This is a genomic window from Mesorhizobium sp. M0848 (assembly GCF_040319805.1).
Classification (GTDB): Bacteria; Pseudomonadota; Alphaproteobacteria; order Rhizobiales; family Rhizobiaceae; genus Mesorhizobium.
Window position 1 is genome coordinate 24,910 of sequence record NZ_JAMYOM010000017.1, and the last position, 26,788, is coordinate 51,697.

At 63.3% G+C, this 26,788-nt stretch carries 26 protein-coding genes; 17 read left to right on the top strand and 9 right to left on the bottom strand.

What is annotated here, in order from left to right:
• The first annotated feature begins 74 nt into the window (after positions 1 to 74).
• The 14 genes from NKH95_RS19935 (at position 75) to NKH95_RS20000 (ending at position 12,960) form a co-directional block, all read left to right on the top strand.
• Positions 75 to 1,406 carry an ABC transporter substrate-binding protein gene (locus NKH95_RS19935; RefSeq protein WP_352774514.1) on the top strand — a complete coding sequence of 444 codons (1,332 nt, stop codon included), beginning with the start codon at positions 75 to 77 and terminating at the stop codon, positions 1,404 to 1,406.
• Between the two features lie 112 nt (positions 1,407 to 1,518).
• Positions 1,519 to 2,466, top strand: coding sequence for a carbohydrate ABC transporter permease (locus NKH95_RS19940; protein WP_023811620.1), 948 nt, complete (start codon positions 1,519 to 1,521; stop codon positions 2,464 to 2,466).
• Positions 2,463 to 3,413, top strand: coding sequence for a carbohydrate ABC transporter permease (locus NKH95_RS19945; RefSeq protein ID WP_023811619.1), 951 nt, complete (start codon positions 2,463 to 2,465; stop codon positions 3,411 to 3,413). Before NKH95_RS19940 ends, NKH95_RS19945 begins: the two co-directional genes overlap by 4 nt.
• A complete protein-coding gene (locus NKH95_RS19950) occupies positions 3,410 to 3,616 on the top strand; it encodes a hypothetical protein (RefSeq protein WP_352439744.1) in 207 nt (68 codons plus the stop codon). Before NKH95_RS19945 ends, NKH95_RS19950 begins: the two co-directional genes overlap by 4 nt.
• A 2-nt stretch (positions 3,617 to 3,618) precedes the next feature.
• On the top strand, positions 3,619 to 4,731 hold the full coding sequence (locus tag NKH95_RS19955; RefSeq protein WP_023811617.1) for an ABC transporter ATP-binding protein: 1,113 nt from the start codon (positions 3,619 to 3,621) through the stop codon (positions 4,729 to 4,731).
• Positions 4,724 to 5,737: an ABC transporter ATP-binding protein gene (locus NKH95_RS19960; RefSeq protein ID WP_023811616.1), complete on the top strand. Its 1,014-nt coding sequence runs from the start codon at positions 4,724 to 4,726 to the stop codon at positions 5,735 to 5,737. Before NKH95_RS19955 ends, NKH95_RS19960 begins: the two co-directional genes overlap by 8 nt.
• Before the next feature lie 55 nt (positions 5,738 to 5,792).
• On the top strand, positions 5,793 to 7,436 hold the full coding sequence (locus NKH95_RS19965; RefSeq protein WP_023811615.1) for a dihydroxyacetone kinase subunit DhaK: 1,644 nt from the start codon (positions 5,793 to 5,795) through the stop codon (positions 7,434 to 7,436).
• A gap of 48 nt (positions 7,437 to 7,484) precedes the next feature.
• Entirely contained in the window at positions 7,485 to 8,087 is a 603-nt protein-coding gene (gene dhaL / locus NKH95_RS19970; protein WP_023811614.1) for a dihydroxyacetone kinase subunit DhaL, read from the top strand.
• Positions 8,084 to 8,473 (top strand): dihydroxyacetone kinase phosphoryl donor subunit DhaM, encoded by a 390-nt coding sequence (dhaM, locus tag NKH95_RS19975; protein WP_013528085.1) that lies wholly within the window; start codon positions 8,084 to 8,086, stop codon positions 8,471 to 8,473. The genes dhaL and dhaM overlap by 4 nt, the downstream gene beginning before the upstream one ends.
• 21 nt (positions 8,474 to 8,494) lie before the next feature.
• Entirely contained in the window at positions 8,495 to 8,797 is a 303-nt protein-coding gene (locus NKH95_RS19980) for an HPr family phosphocarrier protein (RefSeq protein WP_023811613.1), read from the top strand.
• Positions 8,781 to 10,367, top strand: a complete 1,587-nt coding sequence (gene ptsP / locus NKH95_RS19985) for a phosphoenolpyruvate--protein phosphotransferase (protein WP_128302875.1) — start codon at positions 8,781 to 8,783, stop codon at positions 10,365 to 10,367. The genes NKH95_RS19980 and ptsP overlap by 17 nt, the downstream gene beginning before the upstream one ends.
• Positions 10,368 to 10,378: 11 nt before the next feature.
• Positions 10,379 to 10,801: a hypothetical protein gene (locus NKH95_RS19990; RefSeq protein WP_128302874.1), complete on the top strand. Its 423-nt coding sequence runs from the start codon at positions 10,379 to 10,381 to the stop codon at positions 10,799 to 10,801.
• A gap of 89 nt (positions 10,802 to 10,890) precedes the next feature.
• Positions 10,891 to 11,877 (top strand): dihydroxyacetone kinase subunit DhaK, encoded by a 987-nt coding sequence (dhaK, locus tag NKH95_RS19995; protein WP_128302873.1) that lies wholly within the window; start codon positions 10,891 to 10,893, stop codon positions 11,875 to 11,877.
• 63 nt (positions 11,878 to 11,940) lie between these two features.
• Positions 11,941 to 12,960 carry a nucleotidyltransferase family protein gene (locus tag NKH95_RS20000; RefSeq protein WP_023811609.1) on the top strand — a complete coding sequence of 340 codons (1,020 nt, stop codon included), beginning with the start codon at positions 11,941 to 11,943 and terminating at the stop codon, positions 12,958 to 12,960.
• Positions 12,961 to 12,967: 7 nt separating this feature from the next.
• Here NKH95_RS20000 and NKH95_RS20005 read toward each other — a convergent pair whose 3' ends face one another.
• The 4 genes from NKH95_RS20005 to NKH95_RS20020 form a co-directional block, all read right to left on the bottom strand.
• Positions 12,968 to 13,945, bottom strand: a complete 978-nt coding sequence (locus NKH95_RS20005) for a phosphoenolpyruvate carboxykinase (ATP) (protein ID WP_023811608.1) — start codon at positions 13,943 to 13,945, stop codon at positions 12,968 to 12,970.
• A complete protein-coding gene (locus NKH95_RS20010; RefSeq protein WP_023811607.1) occupies positions 13,942 to 14,376 on the bottom strand; it encodes a lasso peptide biosynthesis B2 protein in 435 nt (144 codons plus the stop codon). The genes NKH95_RS20005 and NKH95_RS20010 overlap by 4 nt, the downstream gene beginning before the upstream one ends.
• Positions 14,376 to 14,861: a PqqD family protein gene (locus NKH95_RS20015; RefSeq protein ID WP_245273226.1), complete on the bottom strand. Its 486-nt coding sequence runs from the start codon at positions 14,859 to 14,861 to the stop codon at positions 14,376 to 14,378. Before NKH95_RS20015 ends, NKH95_RS20010 begins: the two co-directional genes overlap by 1 nt.
• Positions 14,862 to 15,105: 244 nt before the next feature.
• On the bottom strand, positions 15,106 to 15,888 hold the full coding sequence (locus NKH95_RS20020) for a DUF2259 domain-containing protein (RefSeq protein ID WP_031213397.1): 783 nt from the start codon (positions 15,886 to 15,888) through the stop codon (positions 15,106 to 15,108).
• A 209-nt stretch (positions 15,889 to 16,097) separates the two neighbouring features.
• Between NKH95_RS20020 and NKH95_RS20025 the strand changes: the two genes are divergently transcribed.
• From NKH95_RS20025 to NKH95_RS20035, 3 genes are all read left to right on the top strand, one after another.
• Entirely contained in the window at positions 16,098 to 18,005 is a 1,908-nt protein-coding gene (locus tag NKH95_RS20025; RefSeq protein WP_352439747.1) for a propionyl-CoA synthetase, read from the top strand.
• Positions 18,006 to 18,120: 115 nt separating this feature from the next.
• Positions 18,121 to 19,203 carry an acyltransferase family protein gene (locus tag NKH95_RS20030; RefSeq protein WP_352892665.1) on the top strand — a complete coding sequence of 361 codons (1,083 nt, stop codon included), beginning with the start codon at positions 18,121 to 18,123 and terminating at the stop codon, positions 19,201 to 19,203.
• A 236-nt stretch (positions 19,204 to 19,439) separates the two neighbouring features.
• Positions 19,440 to 20,198 (top strand): metallophosphoesterase family protein, encoded by a 759-nt coding sequence (locus tag NKH95_RS20035; protein ID WP_023811603.1) that lies wholly within the window; start codon positions 19,440 to 19,442, stop codon positions 20,196 to 20,198.
• Positions 20,199 to 20,272: 74 nt separating this feature from the next.
• Here NKH95_RS20035 and NKH95_RS20040 read toward each other — a convergent pair whose 3' ends face one another.
• The 5 genes from NKH95_RS20040 to NKH95_RS20060 all read right to left on the bottom strand — a co-directional run bounded on the left by NKH95_RS20040 (position 20,273) and on the right by NKH95_RS20060 (position 26,760).
• The gene (locus NKH95_RS20040; RefSeq protein ID WP_352892667.1) at positions 20,273 to 22,660 is read right to left on the bottom strand and encodes a polysaccharide biosynthesis tyrosine autokinase; all 2,388 of its coding nucleotides are present in this window, start codon (positions 22,658 to 22,660) and stop codon (positions 20,273 to 20,275) included.
• A 225-nt stretch (positions 22,661 to 22,885) separates the two neighbouring features.
• Positions 22,886 to 23,782 carry a UTP--glucose-1-phosphate uridylyltransferase gene (locus NKH95_RS20045; protein WP_013528099.1) on the bottom strand — a complete coding sequence of 299 codons (897 nt, stop codon included), beginning with the start codon at positions 23,780 to 23,782 and terminating at the stop codon, positions 22,886 to 22,888.
• A 74-nt stretch (positions 23,783 to 23,856) separates the two neighbouring features.
• Positions 23,857 to 24,825: a glycosyltransferase family 2 protein gene (locus NKH95_RS20050; RefSeq protein ID WP_128302869.1), complete on the bottom strand. Its 969-nt coding sequence runs from the start codon at positions 24,823 to 24,825 to the stop codon at positions 23,857 to 23,859.
• On the bottom strand, positions 24,815 to 25,765 hold the full coding sequence (locus NKH95_RS20055; RefSeq protein WP_128302868.1) for a glycosyltransferase family 2 protein: 951 nt from the start codon (positions 25,763 to 25,765) through the stop codon (positions 24,815 to 24,817). The genes NKH95_RS20050 and NKH95_RS20055 overlap by 11 nt, the downstream gene beginning before the upstream one ends.
• The gene (locus NKH95_RS20060; RefSeq protein WP_128302867.1) at positions 25,765 to 26,760 is read right to left on the bottom strand and encodes a glycosyltransferase family 2 protein; all 996 of its coding nucleotides are present in this window, start codon (positions 26,758 to 26,760) and stop codon (positions 25,765 to 25,767) included. Before NKH95_RS20060 ends, NKH95_RS20055 begins: the two co-directional genes overlap by 1 nt.
• Positions 26,761 to 26,788 lie beyond the last annotated feature (28 nt).

Here is a 26,788-nt window from a genome sequence, read left to right on the forward strand (position 1 = left end):
TGGGCCCCTGAGGAGAGGGGTTGAGGGCTTTTTGAAACCGTCATCCGGGCGCGTTTCGCAAATGGGAGGAAGTCATGAAATCGAGCTTGAAACTGGCGTTGGGACTGACCTCGGCGATCACAGCGTCGACAGCCGTCTCGAATGTCGCGCACGCTGAAGACCTGACGCTGTGCTGGGCCGCTTGGGACCCGGCCAACGCGCTTGTCGAACTGTCCAAGGATTTTACCAAGGAAACCGGCATCGGCATGAAATTCGAGTTCGTGCCGTGGACCAATTATGCAGACCGTTTCCTCAACGAGCTGAATTCGCACGGCAAATTGTGCGACCTGATCATCGGCGACAGCCAGTGGATCGGCGGTTCGGCCGAGAACGGCCACTATGTCAAGCTGAACGACTTCTTCGACAAGGAGAAGATCAGCATGGACGACTTCGTGCCGGCAACCGTCGTCGGCTATTCGGAATGGCCGAAGAACACGCCGAACTACTGGGCGCTGCCAGCCATGGGCGACGTCGTCGGCTGGACCTATCGCAAGGACTGGTTCTCCAAGCCGGAGCTGCAGAAGGAATTCAAGGAGAAGTACGGCTGGGATCTCGGTCCGCCGACCACCTTCGACCAGTTGAAGCAGGTCGCCGAGTTCTTCCAGAAGCGCGAGATTGACGGCAAGACCGTCTACGGCGCCTCGATCTATACCGAGCGCGGCTCGGAAGGCATCACCATGGGCGCCATGGACGTGCTCTACAGCTACGGCTTCCAGTACGAAAACCCGAAGAAGCCCTACGAGATGGAAGGCTTCGTCAACTCCGAGAAGTCGGTGAAGGGCCTGGAATTCTACAAGGCGCTTTATGATTGCTGTACCCCTCCGGGCGCGTCGAACAGCTACATGGGCGAAGGCGTCGATGCCTTCAAATCCGGCCAGGTGGCGATGCACATGAACTTCGCCTTCACATGGCCGGGCCTGCAGAAGGACGAGAATGTCGGCGGCGACAAGATCGGCTACTTCGTCAACCCGAAGGGTCCCGACGGTGAGCAGTTCGCCCAGCTCGGCGGCCAGGGCATCTCGGTAGTGTCCTATTCCGACAAGCAGGAGGCGGCGCTGAAATACATCAAGTGGTTCGCCAACAAGGACGTGCAGGCCAAATGGTGGTCCCTCGGCGGCTATTCCTGCCTCAACGCGGTGGTCAAGGATCCGAAGTTCCCGGCCAGCCAGCCCTACGCGCAGACCTTCCTCGACTCGATGGCCATCGTGAAGGACTTCTGGGCCGAGCCGAGCTACGCACCGCTGCTGCAGGCTTCGCAGAAACGCTTCCATGACTATGTCGTGGCCGGCCAGGGCTCGGCCAAGGATGCGCTCGACGGCCTGGTCAAGGACTGGACGCAGGTCTTCCAGGACGACGGCAAGATGTAACCCCGGCTCCTCCCGAGCTAGGGCCCTAGCGTCCCGTGCCGCCCTTGGCACGGGACGCAGTTCAGATAAATTCCATGACAGAGACGACCAAGTGACCGAAGCAGGACTCACCATGCTCAATCGGACTGCCGAGAACGTTGCCCGGGCGACCCCGGAACCGTTGGCCGGCAAGGTCCGGGGCATCAGCGACAAGGGCCTCGCCTGGCTGTTCATCTCGCCGACAATCCTGTTGCTGCTGGCCATCAACATCTTTCCGCTGTTCTGGGCGATCTATCTGTCGTTCACCAACTACCGGGCCAACCGGCCGAACGAGGTGGTGAAGAATCTCGGCTTCGCCAACTACCAGCGCATCCTCGGCGACAAGGATATCTGGATCGCCATGCAGACGACGGCGCATTTCGTGTTCTGGACCATCCTGTTGCAGACGCTGATCGGCTTCACGCTGGCCTGGCTGATCGACAGGAAGTTTCGCGGCCATGCCTTCTGGACGACGCTGATCCTGGTGCCGATGATGCTGTCGCCGGCGGTGGTCGGCAATTTCTGGCGCTTCCTCTACGAGCCGCAGATCGGCCTGTTCGCCTACGCCATCTCCTTCGTCACGAGGATCCCGCCAACCGATATCCAGATGCTCTCCAACGTGTCGCTGGCGCCGTGGTCGATCATCATCGTCGACACGTGGATGTGGACGCCCTACGTGATGCTGATCTGCCTCGCCGGCTTACGCTCGATCCCCGAATACATCTACGAGGCGGCCGAGGTCGACCGCGCCTCCAACTGGCGGCAGTTCTGGTCGATCACGCTGCCGATGGCGCTGCCCTTCATCATGCTGGCGGTGCTGTTTCGCGGCATCGAGAACTTCAAGATGTTCGACATGGTCAACCTCTTGACCGGCGGTGGGCCGGGCTCGACCACCGAGGTCGCCTCGATCACGCTGAAGCGGCAGGCTTTTGAGAGCTGGCGCACCGGCTACTCCTCGGCCTTCGCCATCATCCTGTTCGTCGCGGTGTTCGGGCTGGCCAACATCTACGTCAAGGCGCTCAACAAGGTGAAGCAGAGATGAGCCTGACCACTGCCCACTCGGTCGTCGCACCGTCCACGAATTCGAAGCGCATCGCCGGCACGATCATCGTGCTCTACGCGCTGATCTCGATCGTGCCGCTGCTGTGGATCTTCGCCACCAGCTTCAAGACGCCGCCGGATTCGATCGCCTATCCGCCCAAGATCCTGTTCCAGCCCAGCCTCGAAGGCTACTGCAATCTGTTCACGACGCGGACGCGGCAGACGCCGGAATACATCAACTCGCTGGGTCCCGCGACGGGCTTCTGCGACGAGACCACGCGCAAGCGCAACATGGTGATCGCCGGCCCGTCCAACTTCCTGCCGCGCTTCGTCAATTCGCTGATCATCGCCTTCGGTTCGACCTTCTGCGCCGTGTTCCTCGGCACGCTGTCTGCCTATGGCTTCTCGCGCTTCAAGGTGCCGCTCGCCGACGACCTTTTGTTCTTCATCCTGTCGACGCGCTTCATGCCGCCGATCGCTGTCGCCATTCCGATCTACCTGATGTACCGCGAGCTTGGCTTGTCGGACACGGCGCTCGGCATGATCCTGCTCTACACGGCAGTCAATGTGTCGCTGGCTGTATGGCTGCTGAAAGGCTTCATCGATGAGATCCCGCGCGAATATGAGGAGGCGGCGATGATCGACGGCTATACGCGGCTGCAGGCCTTCTGGCGCACAGTGCTGCCGCAGGCGACGACCGGCATTGCCGCGACCGCCATCTTCTGCCTGATCTTCGCCTGGAACGAGTATGCGTTCGCGGCACTCCTGACTTCCGGCACCGCGCAGACTGCGCCGCCCTTCATCCCAACCATCATCGGCGAAGGCGGCCAGGACTGGCCGGCGGTAGCGGCCGGCACGACGATCTTCCTGGTGCCGATCCTGGTCTTCACCATCCTGCTTCGCAAACAATTGCTGCGCGGCATCACCTTCGGCGCGGTGCGCAAATGAGCCTGACCAAGCCTGATAAACGCAAATCGCGCTGGCCGGTCTGGGCACGGCGCGGGCTGATGGAAAACATCGCGACGGCGCTGATCGCCATCGGCTTCCTGATGCTATTCCAGCCCTTCGTGCTGTCGCTCTACACCTACTCCTTCATCACCATGCTCGCCGGCACCGTGATGTTCATCATCGTCTCGAAATTCCCGGAATAATCATGGCCGAAATCCGCGTCCAGCACCTGAGAAAGGCCTTCGGCGATTTCGTCGCCGTGCAGGATTCCAACTTCGTTGTCGAGGATGGCGAGTTCTTCGTCATGCTCGGCCCGTCCGGCTGCGGCAAGACGACGACCTTGCGCATGATCGCGGGACTCGAATTGCCGACCGGCGGCCAGATCCTGCTCGGCGGCGACGACGTCACCATGCTGCGGGCCCGCGAGCGCGACATCGCCTTCGTCTTTCAGCTCTTCGCGCTCTATCCGCACATGAATGTGCGCAAGAACATCGGCTTCCCGCTCCTGGCGCAAGGCATGCCTTCGGCCGAAATCCGCACCCGTGTCGAGGAGACGGCGAAGCTGCTGCGCATCGACCATCTGCTCAACAAATCCGTCTCCGGCCTGGCCGGCGGCGACCGCCAGCGCGTCGCGCTCGGCCGCGCCATCGTGCGGCGGCCAAAATGCTTCCTGATGGATGAGCCGCTCGGCACGCTCGACACCGAATTCCGCGATCTGATGGTCCGCGAGCTGCGCGAGCTGCACAACCGCATCCACGCCACGACGGTCTATGTCACGCACGACCAGATGGAAGCGATGTCGATGGCCGACAAGATCGCGGTGATGAACCATGGTGTCATCGAACAATTCGGAAGCCCACGCGAAATCTACGACCGCCCGGCGACCATGTTCGTCGCCGACTTCATCGGCTCGCCGCCGATGAACTTTCTGGGATTTGGCGGCGGACTCGCCAAGGGCGCCAGGGAGATCATCGTGCAAGGTGCAAAGGTGGCGGTGCCGGAGGTGCGCGAGGACATCGCACCGAGCGACATGGCGCTCGGCATCCGCCCGGAGCACATACGCTTCGACGACGCCTCCAAGCTGCGTGGCGCCATCTATGGCACCGAATATCTCGGCACCACGCAGATCGTCGCGGTGGAGACGGCGGACGGCATCATCAAGGCGCGCGTGCCGGCTGAAATCCGGCTCTCGACCGGCGATCATGTCGGCCTGACGCTGAGCAGCGCGCGGCTGTCGCTGTTCGAGAAGGGGTCCGGCCGCGCGGTGAGAACCGCGATCCACGATGTCGCCTCGGAGCGGAGGGCCCAGCATGGCTGAGGTGCACATCAAGAACGTGACCAAGAGTTTCGGCGACCATGTCGCCGTCGACGGCCTCGACCTGCACATAGCAGATGGTGAATTCGTCGTGCTGCTCGGGCCGACCGGGGCCGGCAAGACAACGACGCTGCGGCTCATCGCCGGGTTGGAACGGCCGGATACCGGCACGATCGAGATCGGCGGACACAATGCCACGACACTGTCGCCGGCGGAGCGCGACACGGCTTTTGTGTTCCAACAATATTCGCTCTATCCGCATCTGTCGGTGTTCGACAATCTCGCCTTCCCGCTGCGCTCACCGGCCCGAAAGATGCCGGAAGAGCAGATCCGCCGCCGGGTCGAGGAGGTGGCCAGGATGGTGCGCATCCATCACAAGCTCGCCAATCGCTCGACCAAGCTTTCGGGCGGCGAAATGCAGCGCGTTGCCATCGGCCGGGCGCTGGTGCGCAAGCCCTCGATCTACCTGATGGACGAGCCGCTGTCGTCGCTCGATGCCAAGCTGCGCGGCGATCTCAGGCTCGAGCTGAAGCGCATCCAGACCGAACTCGGCGCCACCATGCTTTATGTCACGCATGATCAGATCGAGGCGATGACCATGGCCGACCGTATCGGCATCCTTGCCGATGGCGTGCTGGTGCAGATCGGTTCGCCGCGCACCATCTATTCCGAGCCGGCAAACCTGCATGTCGCGGCAAGGCTCGGCCAGCCGGCGATCAATCTTCTGCCAACCGGACTGCTGCCTGACGGCGGCGCACCGGCCGGGACCAAGACGATCGGCGCGCGCACCGAACATCTTTCGATCGCGAAGGCCGCGAATGGTCACGCCGACGGCGTTGTCGACTGGGTGGAGCATCTCGGTGATCAGAACCATTTGCATGTGACGGTAGGGACCAAGAAACTGGTGACGCTGACCGATCCCGACACGGATCTGGCGCAGGGCGACAGAGTGGTGATCCGCTACCGGGCGCCGCTGTATTTCGACGCCGATGGACAGCGATTGATGTGAGCGGTTTTCGGTGATTCAGCACCGGTTTTGACTTTGCCAGTACGGGACGAATTCGATGAAGCACTTTTTCAATCGCAGGGAAACGATCGTCACCGAGGCGCTCGACGGCCTGTTACGGACCATTGGCTCCGGCGATCTCGCGCGCCTCGACGGCTATCCCGAGATCAAGGTCATCCTGCGCACCGACTGGGACAGGACGAAAGTCAGCGTCGTCTCCGGCGGCGGGGCCGGGCACGAACCGTCCCATGCCGGCTTCGTCGGCAAGGGCATGCTGACGGCGGCGGTTTCGGGCGAGATCTTTGCCTCGCCAAGCGTCGAGGCGGTGCTGGCAGCGATTCGCGCGGTCACCGGTTCGGCCGGCTGCCTGCTGATCGTCAAGAACTACACCGGCGACCGTCTCAATTTCGGCCTCGCGGCAGAGAAGGCGCGCGCCGAGGGTTTTGCCGTCGAGATGGTGATCGTCGCCGACGACATCGCGCTGCCCGACATTGCCCAGCCGCGCGGCGTTGCCGGCACCTTGTTCGTCCACAAGATATCAGGCCACCTGTCGGAGACCGGGCACGATCTTGCCGATATAGCGGCTGTCGCGCGAGCGGCAGCGAAGGACGTTGTTTCGCTCGGCATGTCGCTGTCGTCCTGCTCGATTCCCGGCCAGCCGCACGAAGACAGGTTCGGCGAGAACGATGGCGAGCTCGGCCTCGGCATCCATGGCGAGCCGGGCGTCGAGCGGATTGCGGTGCAGAGCGCCGACAGGCTGGTGGCGATCATGGCGGCGCGCCTAGCGGCACGGCTTGATCCCAAGGCCGGCCACGCCTTGCTGATCAATAATCTCGGTTCGGTGCCGCCGCTCGAAATGTCCGTTATCGCCAACGCAGTGCTTGCCTCGCCGCTGGCCAAAACCATCAAGCTGGCGATCGGCCCGGGCCCGCTGATGACGGCGCTCAACATGAACGGCTTCTCGCTGTCGCTGATCCGGCTCGACCCCGCGCGCGAGACGGCCTTGCAGGCGCCGGTCGGTCCGCACGCCTGGATGCCGGCAAAGCCGGTTGTGCCGCCTGCCGTGGTGCCGATGGCGAAAGCGGCCGGACAGAGCGCGGCACGCAAGCCCAGCCAGGATGCACGGACCCGCTCTCTTCTCGTCACCATCTGCGAACGACTGATCGCGCTGGAAACCACGTTGAACGGGCTCGACGCCAAGGCGGGCGACGGCGACACGGGCTCGACGGTGGCGACCGGCGCGCGCAGCATCCTCGAGCGGCTTGATGCGCTGCCGCTTGCCGAGCCGGCGGCGACCCTTGGCGCGATGGGCGACATTCTGAGCGCCTCGATGGGCGGCTCCAGCGGCGTGCTGCTGTCGATCTTCTTCACGGCGGCGGCGCAGGCTCTGGATAGCGGCGCGAGCTTGGCCAAGGCGCTGCTTGCCGGCCTTGAGCGGATGACCTTTTATGGCGGCGCAAGGATGGGGGATCGTACAATGGTCGATGCCCTGGAGCCTGCCCTCAGAGCGCTCGATGCCAAGAGCCTGGACGAAGCGGCTATCGCGGCTCGCCATGGTGCCGAGGCCACCGCTGCCATGGACAGGGCAAAATCCGGGCGGTCCGCCTATGTCGGCAGCAAGCTGCAAGGCGTGGCCGACCCCGGCGCCTATGCAGTGGCCGAGGTTTTCGCGGCGGCGGCCGCGCTCCACGAAGCGGCCTGATTCATGCTCCAGTTGTCGAATGAGCGTTCTTTCGATACTGCGGGTGACATGGCGGCATTGAACCTTGCCCGGCTGATCGCGGCCGCTGCGGATACCATTGCCGCTCACGCCGAGGAGTTGACGGCGCTCGACCAGGCGATCGGCGACGGCGACCACGGGCTGAACATGAAGCGCGGCTTCGAGGCCGTGCGCGCCGAAGCCGAAGCATTTTCGGCCAAACCGCTGCCCGATGCCCTGAAGGCGATCGGCACCAAGCTGGTGATGACGGTCGGCGGCGCCTCCGGCCCGCTATTCGGCACCCTGTTCCTGGCGCTCGGCAAGGAGATTTCAGCGGCGCCTAATCGCGCCAATCTGACGGCAGCGTTCGGCAAGGCAATCGAAGCGGTGGCCGCGCGGGGCAAATCGCAGATCGGACAAAAAACCCTGCTCGACGTGCTGCAGCCGGTGCATGACGCGCTGCTGCAGGGAAAGACAGCTCTTGAAATCGCCGATATCGCCGACGCGGCGGCCGAGGCGACCGTGCCTATGAAAGCCTTGCGTGGCCGCGCCTCGTTCCTTGGCGACCGCTCGATCGGCCACATGGATGCCGGTGCACGTTCGACCGCGCTTCTGGTGCGCACGATCGTCGAAACGTTGGAAGGTCAGCCATGAGCAATGTCGGCATCGTCATCGTTTCGCATTCGCCGCTGGTTGCCGAGGGCACGGCCGACATGGTGCGCCAGATGGTGGGCGACGAAGTGCCGCTTGCATGGTGCGGCGGAAACGGCCATGGCGGGCTCGGCACCAATGTCGAGGCGATCATGGGCGCCATCGACAAGGCCTGGTCGGAAGCCGGTGTCGCCATTCTGGTCGATCTCGGCGGTGCCGAGACCAACTCGGAAATGGCGGTGGAGATGATCGGCGAGCCACGCTCGCACAAGATCATCGTCTGCAACGCGCCGATCGTCGAAGGCGCGGTGATGGCGGCGACCGAGGCCTCAGGCGGCGCCTCGCTCAGGGAAGTGGTGGCGACGGCGCACGAATTGTCGCCGTCGTGAGTGAACGGGAAGCTTGAAGACATGTCCGCATCCGCCGAAGCGACCGTTGTCGTCACCCACGAGGTGGGCCTGCACGCGCGTCCTTCGGTGAAGTTCACCAAGCTGGCCAAGACTTTCGCCGCCGAGGTGGAAATAGCGCTGGCCGCCAACGGGCCATGGTTCGACGCCAAGAGCATCGTCAAGGTGATGGCGGCCAAGGCGCCGAAAGGCACGCTGCTGCATATCAGGGCCAGCGGCGACGGCGCCGATGATGCCGTCGATGCGCTGGTCGAGCTGGTGCGCCGCGATTTCGACGAAGGCACGGACCATGTCCGAACCGCTTAGGCTGCAAGGCATTTCGGCCTCGGCCGGCTATGCCGAAGGGCCGCTGTTCGATCTCGACCAGACTGTCGGCTCCTATGTCGGCAAAGAAACGGCCGACGACGAGAAGGCGGCGCTCGAAACCGCAATCGCCATCGCGGCGGGCCGCCTCACCGCATTGATAGACGCGGCTGAAGGCGACGCCGCCGACATCCTCGAGTTCCAGATCGCCATGCTGGAAGATGATGCGCTGAGCAGCCCGGCCTTTGCCGCTATCCACGCCGGCCAGCCGGCCGATCAGGCATGGCGGCAGGCGCTCGACGCCGAAATCGCCGGCTACGATGCTTCCGACCAGGATTACTTTCGCGCACGTGCCGCCGACATACGCGACATCAGGGATCAGGTGCTGCGGGCCCTGACCGAGGCTGGTGACGTCCAGGTTCCAGCCGGCGCCATTCTCTGCGGCGAGGACATCGCGCCGACGCGCTTTCTCGAATCCGACTGGAGCAGCGGCGGCGGCATCGCGCTGAAGGCGGGCAGCACAGCCAGCCACGTCGCCATGCTGGCGCGCTCGCGCGGCGTGCCCATGATAGTCGGGCTTGGTGCTTTGCCGGCTCACTTTGCCGGCATTGCACTGCTCGATGCCGAACATGGCGGCATCGTGCTGTTGCCGTCCAAGGCTGAAATCGACGCCTTCCGCCAATTGTCTTCGTCGTTCACGGTGCGCCGCGACCAAGCCGGGACTTTCCTGGCGCGGCCGGCGGCGACCAGGACCGGCACGCCGGTACGCGTGCAGGTCAACATCGCCGACCCGTCCGAAGTCGACGGCATCGACATCGCCACCTGCGACGGTGTCGGCCTGATGCGCACCGAATTCCTGTTCGGCAAGTCGCTGCCGGATGAGGAGACGCAGTATCGCGCCTACCGCAAGGTGCTGGAGTGGGCCGGCGACAAGCCGGTGACGATCCGCACCGTCGATGCCGGCGGCGACAAGCCGGTGCCAGGCTTCACGGTCGACGAGAGCAATCCGTTCCTCGGCCAACGCGGAATCAGGCTGTCGCTGGCAAGACCGGAGGTGTTTCGTGTACAGATCCGTGCGCTGCTGCGCGCCGCCGTGCATGGCAGTCTGAAAGTGATGTTCCCGATGATCGCCATTGTTGAGGAATACAGGCAGGCAGCGGCGATGTTCGCCGAGGAGCAGGCGGTGCTTGCCACGCGCGGCATCGCGCACAAGATGCCGCCGCTTGGCATCATGGTCGAGGTGCCTTCGGTGGCGATCGTGCCGGAAGCCTTTACTGATGCCGCCTTCTTCTCGATCGGCTCCAATGACCTCACCCAGTATGTCATGGCGGCTGCCCGCGATAACGCTGCCGTGGCGCATCTCAATTCGGTCCGTCATCCAGCCGTGCTGCGGCTGATCGCTGCCGTGACCGCGTTTGGCGAACGAGAAAAAATACCGGTCAGCCTGTGCGGCGATGCCGGCGGCGATCCCGCCTCGATACCGTCACTGCTCGAGGCCGGCCTGCGCGATCTTTCCGTCGCTCCGGCGCAACTCGCCATGGCCAAGGCAGCCATCGCGGACGTTTCTGTCTAGGCGCGGCTGGCATGGTCGACATCAAACCCGAACCTGGCTCCGAGGAGGCGATCCGCGCCTACAAGACGATCCTGTCGCACGTCATCGACCAGCGCCCATCCGGCATGCGCCAGCGCCTTGCCGATGCGCTCGGCAAGCACCGCAGCTTCGTCACGCAGATTTCCAGCCCGGCCTATTCGATCCCGATTCCGTCAAAACATTTGCCGGCTATATTTTCGGTGTGCCATTTCAGCCCGGCCGAGCGTGACCAGTTTCTCGCCGCCTACCATCAGGCGCATCCGGGAAAAATGTCGATCGCATCAGGCATGCGCAAGACGCGGCATGTCTCGCTGATCGTGCCGGATTTCGGCGACGACAAGCAGAACGCCGCGCTCGACAAAGCGGTAAACGACTTCATCCAGAAGATCACCAGCATCACTGGCAAGGGTAGCTGATCGAACGCTTTGTTTTACGCAATTCCGGAAAAAACGCGACACACTTTTCCTGGAATTGTTTGGAAGGCCTATTTCCGGAGGAGACGATCGTGAAGAAGTTCATGAACTCGGTGGACACGGTGCTGACCGAGAGCCTCGACGGATTCGTGGCCGCCCATGCCGACATCCTGGTGCTTGGCGACGCGCACAAATTCATCCGGCGCAAGACCTTGCGGCCGGGCAAGGTGGCGCTGATCTCGGGCGGCGGCTCCGGCCACGAGCCGCTGCATGGCGGCTTTGTCGGTCACGGCATGCTGGACGCCGCCTGCCCCGGCCAGGTGTTCACCTCGCCGACACCGGACCAGATGCTGGCGGCGGCGCAAGCCGTCGACACCGGCGCCGGCTGCCTGTTCATCGTCAAGAACTATGAGGGCGACGTGATGAACTTCGACATGGCGGCCGAGATGTCGGAAGGCGTCCAGCAGATCGTGACCAATGACGATGTCGCCGTCGAGAATTCTTCTTATACGACGGGCCGGCGTGGCGTCGCCGGCACGCTGGTGGTGGAAAAGATCGTCGGCGCGGCGGCCGAACATGGCCTGGCGCTGGCGCCGTTGAAGGCGCTGGGCGACCGCGTCAACACGGCAACCCGCTCGATGGGCGTGGCGCTGACCAGTTGCACGGTGCCGGCGGCGGGCAAGCCGACTTTCGGCATCGGCGACGGCGAGATGGAATTCGGCGTCGGCATCCATGGCGAGCCCGGTCGCCGGCGCGACACGTTGAAAAGCGCCGATGCGATCGCGCAGGAGATTTGTGCCGCGATCCTGGGCGATCTCGGCGACAAGGCGAAAGGCCCGGCGCTGCTGTTCGTCAACGGCTTCGGCGGCACGCCGCTGATGGAACTCTATCTGATGTACAACAGCGCACGGCTGATCTTCGAGAAGCGTGGCGTGACGGTGGCCCGTTCGCTGGTCGGCTGCTACGTCACTTCGCTCGACATGGCCGGCTGCTCGATCACGCTGACCATGCTCGACGACGAGACGACCGGATTTTGGGATGCGCCGGTACACACGGCAGCGCTGCGCTGGGGTATGTAAAGCTGGCTTCCACCCTGCTTTTCTGCAACATCTTTCCCTTCAATCGCAACATTGTCCGGGTTGATGCTGCCACCGCTTACCCCTGCCGAAGAAAAGCTGCTGCTGCGCTACGCAGATCCGGAAGCGCCGACTGTCGACGTCGATAATTTGTCGGCAAAGACGCTGATGTCGCTGCTCGACAACGCCGAATTCCATGGCGTCCTGCCGATCATGCTGCGCAAGCTCAGCGGCGACGCGCAACTGCCATCGGATCAGGAGTTGGGAGACAAACTGGAGGACCTGCGCCAGAAAGCGACGATCGCCACCGGCCAGTCGATGCTGTTGAAGTATCATGGCGACCGCATCATGAAGGGACTGGCGGCGGACAATATTCCGGCGCGGATCGTCAAGGGGCCGGCCTTCGCGCGAAAGCTCTACCGCAACGTCGCCGACAGGCCGTTCACCGATATCGACATCCTCGTCGAACCCGCCAATCTGGCCAGGGCAAACCGGGTGATCGCGGCATGCGGCTTCGAGCTTGGCAGCAACGAGGCCGAATCCTACGAATTGCAGGAATTCAAATGGCTCGAAAAGGAGAATTCCAGCCTGCTGGTCGAACTGCATGGCGACCTCGTGCATGACACCGGCATGCGGCGGCGCCTGTCGCTGGGTTTCCCAGAATTGCGCGCCATTGACGGCGACGCGACCGACACGCCGGCGGCTCTTCTGACGATCGCCATCGTTCACGCCGCCGGCGGCCACAAATTCCACCGGCTGCAGCTTTGCGTCGACGTGCTGCAAGGGGTGCGGGCGCTGCAGTCGCCGGAAGCGGAAACATGCCTGTTCGATGCTGCCCGCATGACCGGCATCGAACTCGAACTGGCTGTTGTGCTCGATGTGACGGGCCAATTGTTCAAGGAGAGCCGAGCGCTTGAACTCGCCGCCCGGATCAAGCCCGATCTCTCGATACGGCTGGCCAAGCGGTTGATCACCACGAATACGCTGCTCGGCGTCAATTCCAGGGACAGACTGGGCTCGCGCCTGCGCCGCGACGCCTTCCGGTGGATCCAGAGATTGGCCAAGGCCAGGCCGCAAGTAGCCTGACTTGACGTCAATCCAGGGTGGCGCTGATCAGCGCCGCAGCGTCAGCCGGGCGCGCGCCCACCTCCAGCCGGAAGGTCGGCACCGCATTGACCAGCCCGCCGATGGTCGCCAGCCGGCGCTTCTGCATGGGCAGCAGCCCGGTCATGCCCGTGCGGACATTGTCCACTGCCAGCGCCACCATTGCGTCGGTCCCGGCCATGGCGACGAGCCGGGTCTGGCTGTCGGCGGAACGCGCCAGGTGCAGGAGGGCCGCCACCGGCCGGGCGGTCGCGTTTTCGACCCGAACGATCCCACTCAGCCTTTCAAGCGGGACGGGCTGTTCGCTGTTGCGATCCCACGTCTGGCCAAGGCATCGCGCCACCTGCGGGATCATTTCGGCAGTCTTCTGGTGGATTTTTACGGCGCGCGGCAAGCCCCAGGCGACGACCTTGCCAGAAGCGACATTCAGGATCATGGCGTCGTCGGAGCAGAGGCCAAAGCCCTGTGTTGCCAGCGCGAGCGACGTCGTGGTCTTGCCGGTGCCGCTCGGAGCATGGATCAGCACCACCGCATCGCTGTCCGGCAACGTCAAGCCGGCAGTGTGCAGCATATGCTGGCCACCGGCGTCGAGCGCGGCGTCGAGCACCAGCATTGCCGGTGTCCACGCGGCTTTCGCGCCAGGGCGGATCCGGAGTTCGGCCCAGCCCGCCACGCCATTGATGGCAACGGTCTGACGCTCGGGAAAGACCAGATGGATGATACCACCATCCTCGATCATCCGGCAGTGACCATCCTCCGGCACCTCGCCATCGAAGACGAGGGATCCGTTGGGTGCCTCGTCCAAGGTGACTGTCTCGGCGATCTCGAGACGAAAGTCCGGCTCGACGGGTTCCGCGATACGCAGGCTGCCCAGCATCCGGTCGAAATCCTGCCACAGCTCGGGGCGCTCGGCCGATATGCCAAGGATCAGGCCGTTGAGGCCATAGCAGGCTGAAGGTCTGGTCAAGCGGGGCGCGCCTTTACGGCATCGGCATGATGACGATAGATTTCGACCATGCCGGGAAGCTTGTCGCTGACCACCGGCCTGCCATCGAGGCAGACCCAGCAATGCGCTGCCAGGCGCTGCGCTTGCATCGACTGCGGATCGACGCCGAAGCGCAGGTCCGGATCGAAACCGGCTAGGCGCAGGAAACGATGACCTAGCAGACCCTCCCTCAGGCACCTGCGGTCACGCATCAGCCAGGGATGGCGGACGGCGCGGTTGACACTCGCGACGATGTAGGCGGACGGCAGACCGCGATAGGGCGTCGACGAGGCGAGCGGCGCCCATTTGAGCACCTCCTCGAAGCTCCGGTTGGTGACAAGGACCGGCATCAGCCGCGCGCTTGCCCAGAGATGGCAGCGAAACAGAGCGCGCAGGAGCGGGCCGTCAGCCATCAAGCACCTGGCGCGGCGAGGATACCTTCAGAGATCAGATCCGTGGCCAGTGCCGCCATGTCCTGATCGAGCGTCCCCTTGTCAACCTCGAACTCCTCGCAAAGCAGGTCGACGATCTGGTCGAGGTTGCGCGCGCCGTCCACCTTGTCGAGAAAGGCTTCGGTCGTGCCGTTGCATGTATAAAGCTGGCCGCTGCGCGCCAAAAGCACGACTGCGCCATCGCCCACATGCTGCACGGAGGCATCCTCGGCTAGCCGCAGAACGGTTCCAGAGACTATTTCCACCACGCCCCTCCAAGCCACGCTCATCCCGGAAATCAGATAGCGCGGAGGTGGAGCGCTGTCTATCAGCCGATCATGGGAGCCCAGTGCACCGGACCAACGGCTTTGCTGACAGATTCTCCGCCCCAGTCGCGTTAGAACCTGCTCGGTTGCGTCTTCCCGGCCGCATTCGTCCCAGAAATAGTCATCGGTGAAATGTGACAAGCAGCGGGCCGGCCGGCAGCGGACGTTGCATTTCTTCCCCTAAGTAAGATAAAACCTGTCCGGGTATTGGGGAGATAGCGTATGCGTTACAATTGGGAGCGAGCTCCGACGAGCTTCGAACGTCACAGAAAAGCGCTGGCTACAGCCATTTTGATCGCTGGCGGCATTGGCTTCATGCTTGTGGCCCTGCCGATCTAGAAACAACCTTCAGACACAGCGGCTGCCGGCGCCTGGGCGCAACCTCTCAGCGTGGCTGCCCGGTCACCGCGAGGAAGCGACGATCGCGCCCCTCGAAACCCTGGCTGAAACGCTGGACCAGCACGACGATCACCGCCGGCTTGCCGGCCGGGGTGAATTGGTAGGATTCCGACAGGCTGTAGGAGGTCGGGCAGTTTCTTGAGCCCGGCACGGTCTTGTCCTCGTGCAGGATCTTGATCGGCTTGCCATCCTGGCCTTGGAGCGTCAGCCGGAAGCCGAGCGCCTTGCCTGCCTTCTCACCTTGAAGTGGCTTTTCCCCTTGAAGTGCCTGGTCGCCTTGCTGCGTCGCATCGAAACTCGCCGAACAATCGGTCGCGCTGGCCGCCAGGATTTCGTCGAGCTGGATGGTCGAAATGCCTGTTTCGCCATGGAGCGGCGCCAGCCATTTCCGCGACACCTGTTCGAGGCGGGAGATGTCGTTGTAGGCAACCATTTCGCCCGGGAAGGTAAACTTGTCGGAAGCGGCCTGCTCGGCCACAGATGTGATCGCATATTGGGCGAGAACGGGCGCTGCCTGAGCGGCGGCCTGCGCCCTCGCCTGCTCCAGGGTCAGTGTCGCTTCCTCCGTCTCGTCGACGACGAGGATCGGCTTGCCGCCAACCACCTGATCCGTACGGGTATCGATGATATCGATCTGCGACCAGCCGGAGTCCGAGACACCGGCGTCGAGCGTTCCATATTGCTCGAAGGCGAAATAAGCGCCATCCGGCGAAAAGCCGATGATGTGCCGTGCCGCGGCATCGCCGGCTTCAGCGGTTCCGGTGGACATAGCAAGTAGGGCGCCCGTGACCGATGATTGCGCAAAGCGCCCGATGAACCGCACAGCAGCAAACATCACCAACCCCAATCCTGTCTCGCAATTCATAGCTGCTTGCCCCCAAGCGCCAGGTCGATGCCGTCGCCACAATGGCGTGGATTTGCGGCCAAGGTTAGAGCGCGCTATCTGGAAGGAAGAAAACATTTCCCGGGGAGGTACGGATGGCTTCACGCTATCACGAGGTCTATGAAGGCTGGAAGCGCGACCCGGAGCGCTTCTGGGCGGACGCGGCTAGCGGCATCGACTGGTATTCGCCCTGGGACAAGGTGTTCGACGCCGCGGCCGGCGTCTATGGCCGCTGGTTCACCGGCGCCACCTGCAACACCTGCTACAACGCCATCGACCGCCATGTCGCGGGCGGGCGCGCCGATCAGATCGCGCTGATCCATGACAGCGCCATCACAGGAATGGTCAGGAAGTTCACCTATGCCGAGCTGAAGCGCGAGGTGGTTGCACTCACCTCTGTGCTGAAGAATCGCGGCATCGGCAAGGGCGACCGCGTCATCATCTACATGCCGATGGTGGCCGAGGCGGCCATCGCCATGCTCGCCTGCGCCCGCATCGGCGCGGTGCATTCGGTGGTCTTCGGCGGCTTTGCCTCGCATGAGCTTGCCACCCGCATCGACGATGCCAGGCCGAAGCTGATCATTTCGGCATCCTGCGGCCTGGAGCCGGGCCGCGTCGTTGCCTACAAGCCGTTGCTCGACAAGGCGATAGAGATCTCCCGCCATAAGCCGGACGCCTGCCTGATCCTGCAGCGCGACCAGTTGCGCTGCGAGATGAAGGAGCATTTCGACATCGACTATGCCGATGCGGTCGCCCGCGAACGGGCAGCGGGCGCCAATGTCGATTGCGTGCCGGTGCTGGCCACCGATCCGCTCTACATCATCTACACATCGGGCACGACCGGCCAGCCCAAGGGCATCGTTCGTGACAATGGCGGCCACATGGTCGCGCTGAAATGGACGATGGAAAACGAGTTCGGCGTCAAGCCGGGCGAGGTGTTCTGGGCGGCGTCCGATGTCGGCTGGGTGGTCGGCCATTCCTACATCGTCTATGGACCGCTGCTGCATGGCTGCACCAGCATCCTGTTCGAGGGCAAGCCTGTCGGCACGCCCGATGCCGGCACCTACTGGCGGGTGATAGCGGAGCATGGCGTGGTCGCGCTGTTCACCGCGCCGACCGCATTCCGCGCCATCAAGGGGCAGGACCCGAAGGGCGAGTTCATTGCCAAACACGACCTCTCGAAATTCCGCACGCTGTTTCTTGCCGGCGAGCGCGCCGACCCGGAAACCATCAAATGGGCGGAGCAGAAGCTAGGCGTGCCTGTGGTCGACCATTGGTGGCAAACCGAGACCGGCTCGCCGATGACGATCAATCCCGCCGGCCTTGGCCTGCTGCCGGTGAAATACGGCTCGCCCGGCGTGCCGATGCCCGGCTACGACATCCGCGTGCTCGACGATGCTGGCCATCAGGTGCCTCGCGGCACACTGGGCAATGTGGTGGTCAAACTGCCGCTGCCGGCCGGCTGCCTGCCGACGCTGTGGCATGCCGACGCACGGTTCCGCCAAGCCTATCTCGACGAGTTCCCCGGCTTCTACAAGACGGCGGATGCCGGTATGGTCGACGACGACGGCTATCTCTACGTCATGGCCCGCACCGACGACATCATCAATGTCGCCGGCCACCGGCTTTCGACCGGCGCCATGGAAGAGGTGCTTTCGGCCCATCCCGATGTCGCCGAATGCGCGGTCATCGGCATTGCCGACGCCATGAAGGGCCAGGTTCCGCTGGGCTTCGTGGTGTTGAACGCAGGTGTAACCCGCGATGTCGGCTCCATCGAGAACGAGGTGGTCGGCCTGGTGCGCGAACGCATCGGCCCGGTAGCCGCCTTCAAGACGGTGGTGACGATCAAGCGCCTGCCCAAGACGCGTTCGGGCAAGATCCTGCGCGGCACCATGCAGAAGATCGCCGACAAGGAAGAATGGACCATGCCGGCGACGATCGACGATCCGATCATCATCGAGGAGATCACCAAGGCCCTGAAGGACCGTGGGATCGGCCTTTGAGCGGCTGAAGGCTTTGGCTTGTCGAGGCCGCTTTTCGGATCGACGAGCAATCTTTTATTGTGCAACGCAGCAATGCGCCCTACAGTGCTTGCGGGGGGCCATCGACACAGGTCGCATGGCTCAAAAGAAGATTACATTTGGCGGCGTCGACATCCTGCGCTTTCTCGCCGCCCTCATGGTCATGGTTTACCACCATGGCTTCTGGGTGTGGGCGTATCCGGACGGTGTTTCGGCGCGCGCGACGGGCGGCGTTCCCCCGCAGCCGGCAATAGGCGCCTGGGTCGAATCCGGCTGGGTCGGCGTCCAGATCTTCTTCGTCATCAGCGGTTTCGTCATCGCCTTCAGCGCCGAAAGGTCGACACCCCTACAGTTTTTCGAAGCAAGGGTGAAACGGCTGGCGCCGGCGGTTTGGATCTGCGCACCGGTCACGGCGGTGGTGCTGCTGCTTGTCGGCCTCAGTTGGCCGACCGATGCCGTTATCAGGCTCCTACGCACCGGCCTGTTCGTTCCGTACGCGCCTTGGGTGGACAGCGTCTACTGGACGCTGGGCATCGAGATCGCCTTCTATGCTATCGTCTGGATCTTACTCAGCCTTGGCCGCTTCCATCTGATGGAGATTGTGGCCGTCGCCATCGGCTTGGTCAGCACGCTGTTTTGGTGCCTGTATTACCCGCTCGGCTGGGCCGATCTTGCCGAAACACGCACGCTCGCCCTGCTTCTGGTGCATCACGGCGTTTTCTTCGCCACCGGCGTCATGCTGTGGCTGATGCGCTTCAAGGCGGTGACAGGCGCCCGACTTGCCTTCTGCGCCCTGTTCCTGGCCGGTGGTGTGCTGCAGATCGCCAGTTCGGTCGACGTTCATATCCTGAAGGTCGGGCGGGATATGCCGTTCGCGCCGCCGATCCTCATCTTCCTCATCGGCATCGCGCTGATGGCATGGTCGCTGCGGCTCGACCTTTCCTGGAGCGGCTGGCGCCGGATCGGCCTGATGACCTATCCGCTCTACCTGCTGCACGATGTCGTCGGCGCGGCCCTGCTCGGCATCCTGGTCCGCGCCGGTCTGCCACATCTGTTCTCGATGGCGGTCGTCGGCGCGACGATGATCGCGGCAAGCTGGCTGGTGGCGATCGAGGCCGAACCACGCATCCGGCTGCTGCTCGACCACACCGTTTTCCGTTATCGGCTCAAGGCAGCCTGACGACGATCCGGCATTACCGGCCCAACGGCCGACGTAAAGCATGTCGCGCCTGAGCGGATTCAGGCTTTGTTTCCACACAGGCCGTTCTTCCAAAACCGAGCTCATTTTTGGGCGACATGCATTGGCGGTCCCAACCCGGCGTGGTTGCATTTTCCACGATTGCGGAATTCTCCGTTTTGGTCAAGATATCAGGCGCTTATGCCTTCCGCATGAGAGTTCGCCTCGAGACGCCGCACGTGACCCTGTTCCAGCGAAAACCCCGCATCGCGGCGCGTCCGCGCCTGGATATCGACATGCAGGATGCCGTTGTCTACGCGATCGGCGACGTGCATGGCTGCTACAAGGAACTCCGCGCCCTGGAGCAGAACATCCTGCTCGATTCGCTGCGCTTCCAGAGCCGCAAGATCATCGTCATGCTTGGCGACTACATCGACCGGGGGCTCCAGTCGGCGCGGGTGCTCGATCACCTTCTGGCGCCGGCGCCGAAAGGGTTTCAGCGCATTTGTCTTGCGGGCAACCACGAAGTGGCCATGCTGAACTATCTCGACGGACATTTGTCGCGCGAGCCCTGGCTGGCGACGGGCGGCCTGCAAACCCTGTTTTCCTACGGCATCGATCCGGCGCGCCTCACCAGCCTCTACGGGAGCAGCGCGCAGATCGACAGGCGCATAAGGGAGATCATTCCAGAGGATCACGTCAGCTTCCTACGCGGGCTGCCGATCATGGTCCGTTCGCGGAAGTTCGTGTTTGTCCACGCCGGCATCAGGCCCGGCGTCGACCTTGCGGCGCAAACCGACCACGACCTAATTACCATCCGTTCGGACTTCTTCGAGGCAACACACCTGCTCGACCGCTGGGTGGTGCACGGGCATACGCCGGTGGATGTCCCGAAGCTCGAAGGGCGCCGGCTCGGCATCGACACAGCCGCCTTCCAGAGCGGACGCCTGACCGCCGTCAGGATCGCCGACAAGCAAGGCAGGCTGATCTTCTCCTGACGCATCGATGTTCAGGTGTGCTGACCTGAAGATCGATACACCTCAAAGTGGCCCCACGCGCGCAATGACCGATGTCAGACCGGCGCCTTGCCGCGCACTTCCGACTTTTCCAGATAGTAGCTCGAATATTTATCGAAGAACTTTTCCGAGCCACCGAACGATCCGTATTTGGCCAGTTTCTTCAAATCGACCTTGTTCAGCACCGCGCCGACGATCTTGTTGGCGACATAGGGTTCGGATTCCAGCATCGACCTGACCATCGCGCGAGGCGTGCGCCCCCACTCGGTGACCAGGACAAACCCGTCGACCAAGGGGGCGAAGGCCTTGGCGTCGACCACCGGTCCGAGCGGCGGCAGATCGACGACGATGTATTCGAACGTCTCCTTGGCGTTCTCGATGAAGCGCCGCATGCCGGCCGAGGAGAGAAGTTCGCTGGTATGCGAGAAGTGACCGCGCAGCACCGCCGGGATGATCGCCAGCTTCGTCTGCCTGTCGATCTTGCCGACAGACTGCCAAGTCTGGCCGCTGACAACCGCTTCCATCAAACCCTGCTCGGCTTCCATGCCAAGGCCCCGGCTGAGGCCGGGATTGCGCAAGTCGCCGTCGATCAGCAGCGTCTTGGCGCCATTGGCGGCAAGCAAGCCCGCGAGATTTGCCGCGACCGTCGACTTGCCCTCGCCGGGAAGCACCGAGATAATGCCGATGACGCGGCTGCCTTGCCCTTCCATCACGACGTCGAAGGCGATCTTGGCGCTGCGCAGCGTTTCGGAGAACATCGAGGCTGGAGAATCGATGCTGACCCGCATGCGCGCCCGCCTTTCGGCCGCCGACAGCGATTGAGTGGTCTTAGCGTCCACCTGGATATCGCCCGGCTTTTCTTCCTTGCCGAGCTTGCCGCCGATCGTCGGCAGATAGCCGAGGAATTTCAGGTTGACGCGGTCGCGCACGTCCTCGCCGGTCCTGAAGAAGCGTTCATTGAACTCGTTCAGCCCACCAAAGCCGGCGCCCATCAGCAGGCCAAGCACCAGCGAAAGTCCGAGCACGACGATGGTGCGCGGGCTTGACGCGGCAAACGGCATCGAGGCGTCCGAGATGATGCGGATTTTGCCGACCGGGAAGGATTGCTGCTGCGCGGCTTCCTCGTAACGACCCAGGAATGTTTGATAGAGCGTGGTGAGCGCCGTCGCCTGCTGATGGAGTTCACGCAGCTTGACTTGCGTCTGGTTGTCGACGGAACTCTTGCCTTGCGCGGCCGCGACGTTGGCCCTGAGCGCGGTCTCGCGTGCCTGCGCCACCTCATATTCGTTGCGATAGCTTTCGGTCAGCTGCTTCAGCTCGCCGAAAATCTGCGTCGATATGTCGGCCTTCTCCTTGGAGAGAGCCACCGCCTGCGGGTGCTCGGGGCCGAAATTCGCCTCGACGTCCTGCAGCCGCTTGGCCACTGTGAGGTAGCGGGTCTTGAGCGCCGATATGACCGAACTGCTTGGCTGGTCGCTCGATATGGCGGCATCTTTGAAGGCGTTTTCGGAGCCGCTGTCGACAATGGCCTTGTACTGCTGGTAGCGGGCGCTGGCGCGTGCGGTGTCGGCCTGCGCCACGATAAGCTGGGCGTTGAGGTCGGAAAGCTGCTTGTCGCTCATCAGCTGGCCATCGCTGTTGGCGGCCAGCCCATGTTCGGCCCTGAATTTCTCAACCGCGAGCGAAGCTGCCTGCGAACTCTGGCGCAGCTCCGTCAACCGGCCCTGCAGCCACACCGCAGCCCGCTCGGTGGCATCGAAGCTCGCATCGAGCTGATCGGCGAGATAGGCATCGGCATAGGCCTTGGTGATGGCGTTTGCCAAGGCCGGATCCGTCGCCTGATAGCCGAGCGCGATGACGTAGCTTCGGCCGACGCGTTCCGCCCGGATCTCGTTCTGCAGCTTGAGGATAGCGTAGTCGCGGCGCGACGTGGCGATCAGCGCATCGCGGGCGGCGGGGTCGAGCTTGCTGAAGTCGGCGCCACCCGGAAGGGAAGGGCTGGGGCGGACATACTGGATCACGCTGCGGATGAGGCCTATGCCTTGGGCAAGCGCCGACTGGGGCGGATTCATGAACGTGTCGTTCTGGTCGAGCTTCAGCTTGTCGACGACCACGGCGGCAAGCCGCGTCGAGGTCAGGATCTCGATCTGGCTCAGGATGGCGGAATCGGTCTGCATGGTTGTCGACGCCGCCGAGATATCGTCGACAATCTTGTTCAAGCCTTCGTCGATCAGCACGCTCGCGACCGACTGATATTTGGGCGGCGTTGTCTGCAAATAGAACAGGCCCAGGAAGAGACCGATGACGGCACACACGGCAACCACCTTGGCCTGCCGTGCGGCCATGCCAAGCAGCCGCTCGATATCGATGAAGTCTTCGCCGTCTCCTGCGTCCGAATTCGGCAATGGCATCCTCTTGTCGAGAGGAAAATTGGCATAATTCATCTTCGGTCCAATTCTAGAGCCGGTCCGTCGCAATGGGCTCTATCTCACTGTTTCAACATGATCTTTTCCGGAAACCGGGACCCACTTTCCGGGATCATGCCTTGGCTTGCAGGCGCCTCGAAGATCGGGAGCATCGCCAGAAGCGAAGCAAGCGTCGTGCCAGACGGCGAGAACCTGCCGGCCCCTCTTCGCCAGCCATCGGACCATGCTCCCGAAAGATGGGCATTATGCGGCTTCTTCCTGGCGTTCATGCGACCGGACGAACTCCTGAAGCATCTCGAAAACCGGACCCTTCATGTCATCGCGCGCCAGCGCGAAGGCGATGTTGGCCTGGATGAACCCTTCCTTGGAACCACAGTCGAACATGCGGCCGAGGAAAGGCTGGGCGAAGAACGGCTGATCCTTCGACAGACGAACCATGGCATCCGTCAACTGGATCTCGTTGCCGGCGCCGCGCTGCTGATTGCCCAGAAGAGCGAAAATCTCGGGCTGCAGGATGTAGCGGCCGTTGATGTAGAAGTTCGACGGCGCATTGGCCGGCGCCGGCTTCTCGACCATGGCCGTCACCTCGAAACCGCCACCGATCTCGGCGCCACGGCCAACGATGCCGTATTTGTTGGTCTCGCTCGGTTCGCAACGCTCGACGGCGATCACGTTGCCGCCCGTGCGCTCATAAAGCTCGACGGTTTCGGCTAGGCATCCGCGCCCGCCGAAGGACACCATGTCCGGCAGCAGCAAGGCAAAGGGCTCGTTGCCGATAACCTCGCGCGCGCACCAGACGGCATGGCCGAGGCCTTGCGGCGATTGCTGGCGGATGAAGCTGGTGGCACCGGCCACAGGCAGCATGCTTTCGAGCGCCTCCAGCTGGGTCTTCTTGCCGGTCTGCTCCAGGGTGCCGATCAATTCCGGATGCAGGTCGAAATAGTCCTCGATCACCGCCTTGTTGCGACCGGTCACGAAGACGATGTGCTCGATGCCCGCTTCGAAGGCCTCGTCCACCGCATATTGCACGACAGGCCTGTCGACCACGGGAAGCATTTCCTTCGGCATCGACTTGGTCGCCGGCAGGAACCGTGTTCCAAGCCCCGCCACCGGTATCACGGCCTTCCTGATTTTCTTCATCGCAAATTCCTTCTGAGGAGATCGACTTCAGTCCATTCACAGGCCACGAAAAATCCCTCCATGTGCCTGCATCTTCACCTCCCCGCCCCAACGGCAAATTGTGCCGCCATTCTTCGCAACCGCACGGCGATCGGCATGCCCATATGCCTGACCGCCGCCGGGTCGCTGAGCGCTGTCCGGATCGCCTTGAGCGGGGACCGCGCCTTGATGTGCTGTACCAGTGACAGAAACGATGCCGCCTTGCGCAGGCTGCGGCCGCGCCGGGCAAACGCGGCTTGCGCAGCCTCATCCATCGCATGGGTTTGAGCGAACTCGGCATCTGCCTGGCTCATCGCTTCGACGTGGTGAAGCTCGAGCACGCGCGAGATGGAGCCGCTGCGGATATGATAGGCATAGCCGATATCAGGCTCGACCACGCATTTGCCACCCCTGGCCAGGGCTTCGGCAAATAGGACGTAGTCTTCGCCGATCCTCAGCTTTTCGTCGTAGCGAAGCCGGTTTTCGTTCAGGAACTCGCGCTGGAAGATCGGCTTGAGATAGCCGAGGTTGAACTTGGATTCGAAGACAACGTTGCCGGCGATGTAGGTGGCCAGCGAAATCTCGCGCAAGCCTTCCAGATACTGCCGCGGAAACATCGCGTCCTCGATGACGCCATCTTCGCGAACGACCTGCAGATTGTCGACGGCGATCTGGGCATCCGCGCTTTCGGCACGAGCGATCATGGCCGCGAGCCGGCCGGGAAAGACCGCGTCGTCGGAATCGAGAACCGCGATCCATCTGCCTCGGGCGGCGTCGAGGCCGGCATTCCTGGCGCCGCCGGGGCCGCGGTTGCTGGCCAGGGCGACGACACGGACGATATCCCCTGGATAGGCCCGCGCCACGTCGAGCGTAGCATCGCGCGACTTGTCGTCGACGACGATGATTTCGACGCTGACACCCTTCTGGGCGATGGCGCTGGCAATCGCCCGATCAAGGGTCGCCTCGGCGTTGTAGGCGGCAATGACGAAGGAAACATCGGGGACAGAGCTGACGTCAGACTGCACGCTTGCCTCCCTCCTGTGGCGACGGCTGGCCATAGAGGCGGATTTCGCGGATGCCGACGAGGCCGCTGACGACACCGACATGCATAATGCCGCGCAGCACGCTGCGGTTCCTGCGGACCGGACTGACGACGACCGGAAGTGCCGAGGCGAAGCAATAGATGGCCTTTGCCGAGGCCAGGCCGACCTGCTTGACCAGGCCGATGCCGCTGGCGCTGCTGCCCAGGAGATGGCCATGCGTCTGGCCGACGCGGAAGCGGCGGCGGCCGAGCCAGTCGAATGCCGCCCTGGAGCGCGGCACCACTTCGTCGACCCAGGCCTCGGGCGAGAACGCGATGCGGCCGCCCGCCTTGTGCATCTGATCGAAGAATTCGGTGTCCTCGCCGCCGGTCTGGCCACGCGCCAGGCTGAAGCGGCGGCCGCGCAGGCTATCCGAGCCCATCCGCAGCAGAACATTGCAGGTGTAGCCGGTGCGGATCTCGCCGCGCACCCAGACGGGCAAGGTCGAATGGAAATCGCCGCGCCGCATCCAGTCCGGCGCATCTGGGCGATAGCGCGCCCTGACCGGGCCGAGCACGACGGCGACACCGCTTTGCTGCGCCATCACGACCAGTTCGGCGAGCCATTGATGCGTGGCCGTCTCGTCGTCATCGATGAAGGCGACGAAATCCGCTGTGCTCGCATCGAGGCAGGCATTGCGGGCGATCGAGATGTTGCGCGCCGGGGCATGCCGATAGTGGATCGGCACCGTCAATTCCCGCGACAGCGCCGCCACCAGGTCACGGGCCGTCGGGGTGTCGTCATTGTCGGCGACGATAATGCGGATATCGAATCCCGCCGGCATCTCCATGGCGTCGAGCGAGCGCAGCGTGTCAGCCAGCTCCGGCCGGCGGAACGTGCAGACGCCGATGTCGATGCTGCGGTTCTTTGTCGACACTGCCATCAGGCCACTCCGCGTCGCGAGCCGAGGCCGAGAAGCTGCAGCCAGAAGCCAACCGACCAGCCAAGATGCATGACCATGGCCGAGACACCGGCCAGCGCAACGTCAGCCTTGCGCTGGCGGATAGCCGTCACCAGTCCGTAGCCCAGGCACACCGACGCCCACAGCAGCAGCGGCACCGCCGCCAGCCAGTGCACGCAGGAGAAGGCCGCCAGCAGCACCACCGGGAACACCAGCAGCGGCACCATCTGCCTTACCTTCGGGATGACGCGATGCTTCAGCACATTCTTGGCACGCCCGCGACCGTAGCCGAGATACTGGAAATAGAGGCCTGAGAGCGAGGCGCGCGGATAGTAGACCATCTGCGTCTTGCCGCTCATCCAGATCTTGTAGCCGGCCTTGCGCAGGCGGTAATCGAGCTCGGCGTCCTCGTTATGGCTGAACGCTTCGTCGTAGCCGCCGACGGCGCCGAACGCCGATATCCGCATCAGTGCATGATGGCCGTGATCGATCCACTGTCCCTGCGAAAGATGCCGATGCTTCGAGCCGCCGGTGCCGAGCTTGGAGTTCTGCGCCGCGGCGGCCGCCTTCTGCACGGCACCGCTGCCGCTGGTCAGCATCGAAACGACGACCGAATCCGCTGATGTAGCCAGGGCTTCCTCGACCAGCCGGTCGCAATAATCGTCGGGATAACCGCCATGCGCATCGATGCGGATGAGATAGTCGGCACCATCGCCGAAGGTACCGACGGCGAGATTGATCGCCGCGCTCTGGATGCGCCGCTTGTTGTGGAGCAGGATGACCCGCGGGTCCTTGGCAATCACGTCCTCGACGATGGAAAGCGTGCCGTCGGTGCTGCCGCCGTCGGCGACGATGATCCGGGCGCCAAGCCGGGCGGCCGCGGGCCGCAATTGATCGAGCAGCGCACCGATATGGGCGGCTTCGTTCAGGCACGGGATAACGATCAGGCTGGATGAGGGTTTTTCCGTCGGCGTCATCAACCTCTGTCCATCTTGCCTCTGTCCA